Annotated in this window: 8 protein-coding genes and 3 pseudogenes; 3 read left to right on the plus strand and 8 right to left on the minus strand. The window is 44.3% G+C overall.

Translation table 11 applies throughout. The annotated features are described in order from the left end of the window. The 3 genes from ACEW9J_RS18795 to ACEW9J_RS18805 all read right to left on the minus strand — a co-directional run. Window positions 1-339 (minus strand): hypothetical protein (locus ACEW9J_RS18795; protein WP_373546624.1); only part of this gene is annotated, 339 nt, incomplete at its 3' end. Between the two features lie 27 nt (window positions 340-366). Then, a complete protein-coding gene (locus ACEW9J_RS18800; protein ID WP_373546625.1) occupies window positions 367-681 on the minus strand; it encodes a retroviral-like aspartic protease family protein in 315 nt (104 codons plus the stop codon). 82 nt (window positions 682-763) lie between these two features. Continuing rightward, a complete protein-coding gene (locus ACEW9J_RS18805) occupies window positions 764-1,282 on the minus strand; it encodes a hypothetical protein (RefSeq protein ID WP_373546626.1) in 519 nt (172 codons plus the stop codon). A gap of 175 nt (window positions 1,283-1,457) precedes the next feature. Between ACEW9J_RS18805 and ACEW9J_RS18810 the strand changes: the two genes are divergently transcribed. The 3 genes from ACEW9J_RS18810 (at window position 1,458) to ACEW9J_RS18820 (ending at window position 3,759) form a co-directional block, all read left to right on the plus strand. Further along, window positions 1,458-2,063, plus strand: coding sequence for a hypothetical protein (locus ACEW9J_RS18810; RefSeq protein WP_373546627.1), 606 nt, complete (start codon window positions 1,458-1,460; stop codon window positions 2,061-2,063). 102 nt (window positions 2,064-2,165) lie between these two features. Further along, window positions 2,166-2,768, plus strand: a complete 603-nt coding sequence (locus ACEW9J_RS18815; protein WP_373546628.1) for a hypothetical protein — start codon at window positions 2,166-2,168, stop codon at window positions 2,766-2,768. Then, window positions 2,755-3,759: a tyrosine-type recombinase/integrase gene (locus tag ACEW9J_RS18820; protein WP_373546629.1), complete on the plus strand. Its 1,005-nt coding sequence runs from the start codon at window positions 2,755-2,757 to the stop codon at window positions 3,757-3,759. Before ACEW9J_RS18815 ends, ACEW9J_RS18820 begins: the two co-directional genes overlap by 14 nt. A gap of 564 nt (window positions 3,760-4,323) precedes the next feature. Here the strand turns inward: ACEW9J_RS18820 and ACEW9J_RS18825 are convergent. From ACEW9J_RS18825 to ACEW9J_RS18845, 5 genes and pseudogenes are all read right to left on the minus strand, one after another. Continuing rightward, window positions 4,324-5,156, minus strand: a protein-coding gene (locus ACEW9J_RS18825) for an IS5 family transposase (protein ID WP_373546630.1) whose coding sequence is annotated in 2 segments (ribosomal slippage) — window positions 4,324-4,769 and window positions 4,769-5,156 — 834 coding nt in all. Because the reading frame shifts where the segments join, the coding sequence is not laid out codon by codon here. Between the two features lie 58 nt (window positions 5,157-5,214). Then, window positions 5,215-6,284 (minus strand): annotated as a pseudogene (locus ACEW9J_RS18830) (IS4 family transposase); the annotation flags it as partial. A 17-nt stretch (window positions 6,285-6,301) separates the two neighbouring features. Next, window positions 6,302-7,825, minus strand: coding sequence for an IS66 family transposase (locus tag ACEW9J_RS18835; protein ID WP_373546631.1), 1,524 nt, complete (start codon window positions 7,823-7,825; stop codon window positions 6,302-6,304). 71 nt (window positions 7,826-7,896) lie between these two features. Beyond that, window positions 7,897-8,235 (minus strand): annotated as a pseudogene (locus ACEW9J_RS18840) (IS4 family transposase); the annotation flags it as partial. A gap of 155 nt (window positions 8,236-8,390) precedes the next feature. Beyond that, a pseudogene (locus tag ACEW9J_RS18845) lies at window positions 8,391-8,735 on the minus strand (IS481 family transposase); the annotation flags it as partial.

Below are 8,735 nucleotides of genomic sequence, written 5' to 3' on the forward strand. Positions count from 1 at the left end.
ATTGGGCAACCACCCCGCACAGTGAACGGGAGCCACCATTGCAATCTTAGTGTTCTGCTCCCAAATCTCTACCCCGAGCGCATGAATCGGTGAATCTTCCCTGTTCTCCCGCCACACATGAAGAATGCCATACTTCACATCTGGGACAGAAACTTGATGATTGGTTTCGATCCGTTTACGTGCTCGCTTCTGGTTGATTCGATCGCGATTATTGATGTAGAAGCGTCGAGCAGTACAAAGCTTATCATCCCAGCAGTTAGGATGTTTGGCTCTAGCTTCGGCTGGTGATAGGGGGGCACAGCGGAGGCATTTAGCAGGGGTTTCTCTAGATTTAGCCATCCAGTCTTCGATTGCCTCTAAGAAATTCTAAGAAATTGTAAAAACTCCATTACGACCATCCAAATTGATAACATAACGATTCAGAATATTTCTACCAATAATTACTTCATCTCGCATAAAATCATCAGGAAGAGCATAAACTTTAGTAGTGAAATAATTATCGAAATCGAAACTAACATCAACTCTAAATGGCACACCCATGACGATCTGATTTGAGCTTTTCGTCAGAATCGGCTTCTTTCTACCCGAAAATTCCAATTGCAACTTTGATGCAACTGTATAAGAGATTAGAGTTACGTCACATCCAGTGTCAAGAATTCCTAGATCGGTAGAGGTAATCAAGAGCGGAAACTCTAAACTTCTGAAATGGAAATTAACGATTGGAATTGGTGAAATATTACCAGGATACCTAGTATATGAAAATTTAAGCATTTAACTTTTCTGGCACTAATTCGCAAAATACTCCATGATATCGCTCTCGTCTGCTAATTGCGAACTCCGTCTGCCAAATCCGATTGAGTAAAGCATCTTCATCAACATCACGATCGATTACTCGACCATCTTCAAATACAACATATTCCCCAGCATACTTACCGACTAAATCTGGAAGACAAGTATCGAAAATTTTACCTTGACTGGTTACATAGTCATAACCTTCCTCAGTGGGATATAAATCTTTAATGTGATAGCTCAAAGGATTACCATCCCGATCGATATAATGAACTTCATCCTCTGAGTCTGCCTGTAAATACGATTTTAAATCTTCGACATCCTCAAAGTTTTGGGCTGTGCCTATTTTGACCGCTTGACGAACTCGCTCTCCAGTTGCGGCAATTTCATCTCGTCGGTGCTCGATTTGTTGCTGGCGAATTAGTTCGAGTAAACTATCCCGCTCGGCGGCAGGAAGACTCGCGATCGCCTTGACAATTTCTTGATAAGTCATGATGTTACAATACCTCCAAAAGCCTTGCGGTGATTCGTGTTTCTCCCTATCTAATCATATCATACATGGACTGCTCCTGAAATATTGTCTAATAATTGCCTAATGCACGATAATATCTCTTATCATTAGTCTGTAGTGTTGTGATATGCTGTAATTAACAGTAGAATAGCGATTTATGCCCTACAGCAGCTTTACACTAACTCAAGTCGAGCAACAGTTCAATCTCAATGTCCATAAGGGGATTTTTTTTAGAGACCTACCCACACTCACTGCTCGAACGTGGTTTAAGGAATCCTTGGAAGTATCAGCTCCCTTTGCAGCGGCTCAGGGCAGTGAAAAGGTGAGATCGGAATTAATCGTGGCACCATTACTGTTTGAACTTCGCGAACTACTCGATCGCCAGATTGGTTTGTTCTCTGGCGTAGATTTTAGTATCGATGCTGAGTCTGGCTTAAATGGGATCTGTGACTTTCTCCTTACCCGTTCCAGTAATGAGTTGATTGTCAAAGCTCCGGCAATTGTGCTCATCGAAGCGAAAAAGGGCGATTTGAATGCAGGTTGGGGTCAATGTGCCGCAGAAATGATCGCAGCGCAAAAATTTAACATAGCAGGCGGAGAAGAAGTTTTAACAATTTATGGTAGCGTCACTACCGGAACTCAGTGGCAATTTCTCAAGCTGACCGGAAGAGATTTAACGATCGATGTCACTGAATATCCCCTCAATCCGATCGACCGCATCCTCGGTATTTTTAAGTGGATGTTGGATGGCAATGGAGTTTAATTTAAGCTCTGGGAGATCTCGCCCGTATTGAATTCCTTTGCTTTTGCGCTGAGAAAATCTTTGTTATTTGGTTAATTATTCTGAATTATACAGCTAATTGCTATGCCCTACAGCAGCTTCACGATCGCTCAAGTTAAGCGGCAATTTCAGATCGAAGTCGTCACGGAGCCGTTCTTTAGTGATGTACCGAGACTTACTCCTGGTGAGTGGTTAACTACTCTATTGGCAAAGTCAGCTCCGCTGGCTGTGACCTTGGGGACTGAGAAGGTGCGTTCGGAGCTAATCATCGCTCCATTGCTGTTTGAATTTCGGGAACTGCTCGATCGTCAGGTCAGTTTCTTTTCGGGTACGGACTTCAGTATCGATCTAGAGTCTGGTTTGAACGGAGTGTGTGATTTTCTCCTCACCCGCTCTACTTCCGAAGTGAGTATCGAAGCCCCAGCGATTATCATCATCGAAGCTAAGAAAGGGGAATTGAACGCTGGCTGGGGGCAATGTGCGGCTGAAATGATTGCGGCTGTGAAATTCAATCAAGCTAATGGACAAGAAATTCCCACGATCTATGGCAGCGTCACCACCGGAACGATGTGGCAGTTTCTCAAGCTGACGGGGCAAGTTTTAACGATCGATGTTACTGAATATCCACTCGATCCGATCGACCGAATTTTGGGTATTCTCAAGTGGATGGTGAGTGAAGTTGATTAATCTTCCTGAAATTAAGATCGTTCGCACCAGTTCTATTGTCTCAGATACTTCGACCGAAGCTCAGTTGACCGTCAAACCTATTGCGCCAGGAGTCTGGGATGAATTTCTCCAACTGCAAATATCTCCAGCTACACGCAGATCCTATGCAGCAGGACTCAGAGACTTTTTTCGGCGTGAATTCCAAGTATCGGTTTCTCCAGAGACGATTTTAGCTTTTCTCCAACTCCCCGAATGGGATGCCATTGGTTATGTCATTGCCTATCGGGGACATCTGCTGGCAGCTCAGTTGTCAGCCGGAACGGTGAATGCGCGGTTGGCGGCTTTGAAGTCTTTTGTGACTCATGCTGCCAAGCGTAAACTGTGTGCTTTTAGATTGGACGATATCAAGTCGGTGAAGGCTCAGACTTATAAAGATACTAGGGGCATTTCGATCGACCAATTTCAGCTATTAATCGATGGAATCGATCGAACGACCATTATGGGTAAACGGGATTATGCCATGCTGCGGTTGCTGTGGGACAATGCTCTGAGGCGTGCTGAAGTCTGTGGACTCGATCGAACAGATTTTTATCCCAATGAGGCGAAATTGATGCTCAAGGGGAAGGGGAGAATCGATAAGGAACCGATCGATCTGGCTCCAGCAACGGTTGAGGCGATTTCTGATTGGTTGGCGAGGATGGGTGAGAGTAAAAGTCTAGCTCTATTTGTCTCTAGTCGAGATACGCGGCTGAGTGTAGATAGACTGTATCAGATCGTTGGCGGACTAGCTGAGGCGGCGGGGATCGATCGGGTGGTGAGTCCGCACAAGATTCGACACTCTAGTATTACGGCACTATTGGATCTCAATGGTGGGGACGTGCGCTCGGCTCAGGCACATTCCCGGCACAAGAATTTGGCTACGCTGATTCGCTATGATGACGGGCGACAGCAATTGCAGGGTAAGGCGGCAAAGACATTGGCTGATGCGATTTCGGAGCCAGAGGTGGATTAAAGGATAGGTGTACATTGCAGAGATATTTGTCAGTTTTACATAGTTCTTGTCCAAAATTTGCTCCAAACCCCTATGGTGGGAAAATTTTTGTTTTTTAATATAAATCTGAGCGACTCGATCGAAGCTAAATTTCAGTTTTAATTAGCTTCTGCCACCAAATAATACATTTATAGAAGTTTATCGTAGTATCAATCTCCCTCTTTCAAGAATTAGGGAGCTGACGTTCTTTTAAAATTAGCTAAAAACCAAGCTTGAATCTCAACATATCGTTTCGGCACTGCCGCTAGAGGAAAATCTCTACTTCTATAAAATAAAAGCTGAACCCTTGTTGCGTGGGTATGCCACCTATGTCATATTAAAAAGATGAGACTTGATATTATGACTTTTCCTTCTCCTCAACAAGCTTTCGCAAGTCCATGAGAAGCAGCACTAAGGGCGGACAGAATGCCAGGGTCGGAAAGCAGCACCACTGTTAGATGGTCAAACTCACCCATTTTTCTCGATTCGAGTGGCTCACAGAGCATCGATCGAGGCACTGCAATATTTTACCAAATTTGTTCGGGTTTACTGCCAAATTAAGCTGGTACCAAAGTTGAGCAAACCAGCAATTAAGTTAAAACGCAATCCAAACCGTTTTCTGCGGTTCCGATATCTTCCTGAAAAGATCCGAAAAATCTTGAAGCGGCGAATGAGGTGTTCGACTCGCACTCTGAGTTTAGCTAATGCGCGATTATGTTGTTTCTCTGCTTTAGATATCCTCTGCTTACGAGGCTTCTTGGTGGGAAGGCAAGCACCAGCAAACTGTTTGGCAAATCCTTGATATCCTTTATCGGCTAAACACAGTTGACCTTGCCCAAATGCTAATCGACTCCGTTTGAGCAACTTAAAGTCATGAGTTTTACCCGTACCAATCGCCACACAAATTATCTGTCCTGACTGCCAATCCATTAATACTTGTGCTTTGAGAGTATGGCATTTTTGCTTGCCGCTATAGTAGCGTCGCTGCCGTTCTTTGGGCGTTCGATCTCTACCTCCCCCGCATCGACTACTGTTACCTGTAACTCTTGCCCTGCTTTGATTAAGTGTCTCTGGCTGGGTAGTCGAAATTTACCACATTTAATCAGGATATTTTCCACTTTGCGGACAATTCTCCCGACTGTTGTTTCATCCACTCCCCAACTGACCCCAATATGAAACTGCGTTCGGTACTCCCGCCAATACTCCATCGTCACCAGTAACTGGTCTTCGACACTGAGTTTGGCTTGTCCACCCCTCTTCCCACTCCGGTCTAATTGTGGTCTTAATATTTCTACCATTTCCCCAAATGTCCCCCTACTCACTCCACATAATCGCTTAAATTCACCATTTGATAGCTGCTCTAGTTGTGTATATTGCATTTTTGCATTGGGTCTGGTCTTCTTCTGACTTTAACCCCCTGGCACCATTCGTGACAAGTTAAGCCTGTAAGCTAACTGTCAAGAGAGTTTGAGAAGCTGACTGGAAGAAAAATGGGTCGTCAGGATGCCTGTGTTCGGGAAAAGGGGCAATAATCAATTTGACGTTGGGTTTGCGGATAGTTTTGACAACACCTAGATCTTGATTTTCAGGAGCAGAAAAATATTTAATGGGGTCGGAAGCTAAACCTTTGTTATGAGCTACATAGAAATGATAAAGTCCTCTGTAAATCATTTCCAAAGAAATCCGGTCGAAGGGTAAAGTCATTTCATCAGCAACAGCATCACTTAAATCGACTAAAACTGCATAAAATAGCCAAGTCCCCCACTGGACGGGTCTCCCGCCCAGTAAAGTTGTAGCTTAATTCCATTAATTGAACCAGTCCATAAATAACTCAATCCTAATAATCGTTTAACCGTGTTGAAGGCTTCTTCAATCCGCCACCGTCTTCCATATAAATCAGCTACTACATAGGGAGGTAAAATTAATGGGTCAACTACACTAGTTAGATAGGAATACCAAATTGTCTTTGAGCGAATTTCGATTAATCGAAGAGTGATGTATGGTGCCTTCTCCGTCCCAGACCCCATTCTAATCAATCTGTCACGGATACTATAGCTATCTGTAAATACACGTTGGATTTGAAAAGCCGCACCTTTCTTCAGGCGTGTAATTATCTGAACTTCCCGATCGATTAACTGCTGCCAGAATTGAAAATGATAGAACCCTCTATCTAGTAAGAGTAATGTTCCTGCTTGCACTAGATTTAAAATGTCTGGTTCAAAGTTAATATCTGACGCTTTGGCATTCTCTTTAAACCAGATTTCTACTGGAAGTCTAGTGATTAAATCTATTACTACTCCCATTTTTCCGGCTAATTTACCAATTGGGACATCGGCTAAACTTTCTAACTTCCTGAAGATTGCTTCTAATGTTGAGCCATCACATGCCCAAATTCGCTTAAACTTTGCTCTCGTAAATTCAATACTTGGCGGTAATGGACGCTGTTTTCGGCTGTGCCATTTGCGGCCCAATTCTGGTAATAATTCCTTGAATGTTCTTTCAAATAACGTAGAAGTTCACAGGGCTAAGGCAGAAGAGAAGGTGGAATTTCACCAGAACGGGCAGCCGAGATAGATTCAACCAGAAAGTCGAGAATATTACGTTCTTGCAGATTAAGTGACGATACAACAGTAAGCAAACGAGATACGAACTCACTGCCAGCAGCAGAATCTGAACCAAAGCTAGTCCGCCGCCAAATTACAGCAGGACGAATCGCTCTTTCAGCGGCATTATTAGTCGGCTCGACTCCCTCTTCGCGCACAAATAACCACAAAGCAATCTCCAGCTTCAACAAATTACGGCACGTCCGCACAGTTTTGGCTAGGGGTGTTTTTTCATGGCCATCAATTTGAAGTTCCGCAGCTTCAGTCAGAATACTCAAAAACTTAGCTTGAATAGGTTCAACCGCCTGTACTAACTCACTTCGAGTGAGTTGTTCATTTCTGAACTGATACCAAAGATTGAACAGTAGTTTTTCTTGCACTAGCAGCGATTCGCCAATCTCCGCACTTACTCCAGTTCGCTCCGAGATTTGAATAAAGTCTCGCTTGAGATGTGCCCAGCAGATTTGTCTGTTGGCAATGTCCACCCAGTTATAAGCAGGACAACGGTCACTGGTAATAAATCCAGCAAATGTTGAACCTAAGACGGTTTGAGCCGCAGTACTGGCTCGACTTAAAATTACCTGGAAGCAAATTATTAATGGCGTTACAGCCACCCACAACCACCCACTAGTCTTGGTGGCATTCTGACCGTCTCCATTGCGTTGCTTAAATCCTGTCTCATCTACTCCGACTATCGGTTGTTGCTGAATATAACCTTGTGCATCTGTCACCGCACCACTAACAGCTTGCTGGGCGGGTGACCCGCCTAGCTCACTTACTTCTGTTCGCAGGTTATTGATTGTGCCTAATGACATCTCAATTCCAAACACCGCCTCCATAATTTTCTGGATTTGGCGATAGGATTGTCGGTACTGGCTACTAAACAAACCCACATAAGCTGCTACTCTTGCTCCATAACCGCCCTTGCCAATAATCTCAGGCATTATTGAAGCTTGATTTTCTGTGCCACAGCAACTACAAGTTATTTGATGAAATCGATGCTCAGTGATAATTGGCTGTACTGGCGGAATTTCTACTACTTGATGTCGATATGCTTGGCTGCTAATGCTTTCACTAACTTCTGACCCACATTTACTACATTGCGCTGGGTAGTGATCGATTACTTCTTGACACACTTCTACCGGATACAGTTTTCGTTCATGTCCGATGTGTCCGATTTGCCCACCCCGCTTTTTTCCTGTAGGTTCTTTTCGATTTGGCTTAAATGTTAGAGAATTTTTTGATGGTGGTTGTGATGAATTAGCTGAGGTTCTGGCTAGTTGTTCTTTGAGCAACTCATTTTCTGTTCGCAGTGCTGCCACTTCTTGTTCAATCTTATCCATCCGCCTCACTAATTCTTCGATTAGTTTCAGGACGCTCACTGGTACTTGTGCCCACTCTTCTGGGCTGATTGCCGCTATTAGTTCTGGCACTGTCTTTTCCATGTGCCTTACCCTATCAGATTTCTCTGATTTTTGCTACCCCCTGAACTTCTACCAAATAACTCAGCCGTTCAGGTCAAAAATCGCTGTGCCATCGCCTGTTGACTGCTGGACGGGTCTCCCGCCCAGCTGACCTGAATGGGTTGACACCATAAGCATCCTTCTCGCTCCAGCATCCGAGTCAGTTCTCTAACTCCTGCCACATTCCGCCATAGTAGCGTGAGCACTGCCGCCATCATCAATGGCAAATTCAAGAGCCGATTTCTCAGCCCCAATTGGCGGTAGTAAAGACTTTGGCTAAATATCGCTGGTGTCAGTAAAGCCTCTAATTGAGCCTCGATGACTTCATCTGCCACCCCTGGTTGATTTTGTTTTTTGGCGTGGTCTCGGTTACTTCTGCGGCTTCGAGTCATCAGGTGCCTATTGCCTCAAACATTTGACTAGCAACAGTTTGACACTTTTTCTTCAACCTCTTGACAACGCTCTAATTTTCTTAACTTGTCACTAATGCCCTGGCACATACTCTCTAAGCTACTGTCACACTCTTTTACTATTCATGCAGGAGGTCTAGTAAATACCGATGGAGCCATTGGTTTGCTTCTATTTCAGTCTGTGGTTGCTGGAAGTGATAGAGCGTTTCATGAGCTTCTTTGACTGTCCGAAATGGTCTTTCGACTTTACCTTTAGATCTGGCTGTTACCCGCCGACCGTCACTCCCTTTAGGCATGTGGGTCATGATCTTGATATCCAAGCAGGACAAGACATTTTGGAAAATAGTGCTTTTGGAGATCGGCCCATTATCGGCATAGATTGCGGCAGGGATACCTTGAAAAGGTGAGTTGTCAGTCTTAGCTGTCATGGCGTTAAATAAGAATCGCAGCGCGGCTTCAACGTTCTCTCCATAGACACAGTG

The sequence above is a fragment of the Chamaesiphon sp. genome (assembly GCF_041737865.1).
Taxonomy (GTDB): Bacteria; Cyanobacteriota; Cyanobacteriia; order Cyanobacteriales; family Chamaesiphonaceae; genus Chamaesiphon.